The sequence below is a fragment of the Candidatus Symbiopectobacterium sp. NZEC135 genome (assembly GCF_025962695.1).
Window position 1 is genome coordinate 1 of the sequence record NZ_JAGFPF010001071.1, and the last position, 740, is coordinate 740.

The 740-nt window shown below is 57.7% G+C and carries 2 protein-coding genes; both read left to right on the forward strand.

All coding sequences use genetic code 11. The features are described from left to right. On the forward strand, positions 1-128 hold a 128-nt coding region (gene tnpB, locus J5224_RS32500), incomplete at its 5' end, for a transposase (protein ID WP_264629058.1). A gap of 29 nt (positions 129-157) precedes the next feature. After that, positions 158-740, forward strand: a 583-nt coding sequence (locus tag J5224_RS32505; RefSeq protein WP_264629057.1) for an IS66 family transposase zinc-finger binding domain-containing protein, incomplete at its 3' end; no start/stop codon positions are given.

Here is a 740-nt window from a genome sequence, read left to right on the forward strand (position 1 = left end):
GTCGCTTCGCCTGGCCATCAGCCCGAGACGGTAAAGTGTTCCTGACGCCAGCACAACTGGCGATGCTGATGGAGGGTATCGACTGGCGACAGCCAAAGCGACTGGTTAACACTCTGTCTATGTTATAAAAATACCTGTCCCGTTAGCATAACGGGATATGAGCATAATCCCTTCTGATGACATCCTTCTGCTGAAACAGCGCCTGTTCGAACAGGATGCGCTGATACAAGCCCTGCAGGAAAAGCTAAACGAGCGCGAACGCGAGATTGAACGGCTACAGGCAGAGCTGGACAAGCTCCGTCGCATGAACTTTGGCAGCCGCTCGGAAAAACTGTCCCGCCGTATCGCACAGATGGAAGCCAGACTCACCGCGCTTCAACAGGAAAGCGATGTCCTCACCGGCCGGGTGGATGACCCGGCAGTGCCACGCCCGCTGCGCCAGACCCGTACTCGTAAACCGTTCCCTGAATCACTGCCCCGTGATGAAAAACGCTTGTTGCCCGTGGAAACGTGCTGCCCGGACTGCGGTGGCACACTGTCCTGCCTCGGTGAAGATGCTGCAGAGCAACTGGAACTGATGCGCAGTGCCTTTAGGGTCATCCGCACCGTGCGGGAGAAACATACCTGCCGACGGTGCGACCGTATCGTTCAGGCACCGGCACCTTCACGCCCCATTGAACGCGGTATCGCCGGGCCGGGGCTGCTGGCCAGGGTGCTGACCTCAAAATATGTGGAACATA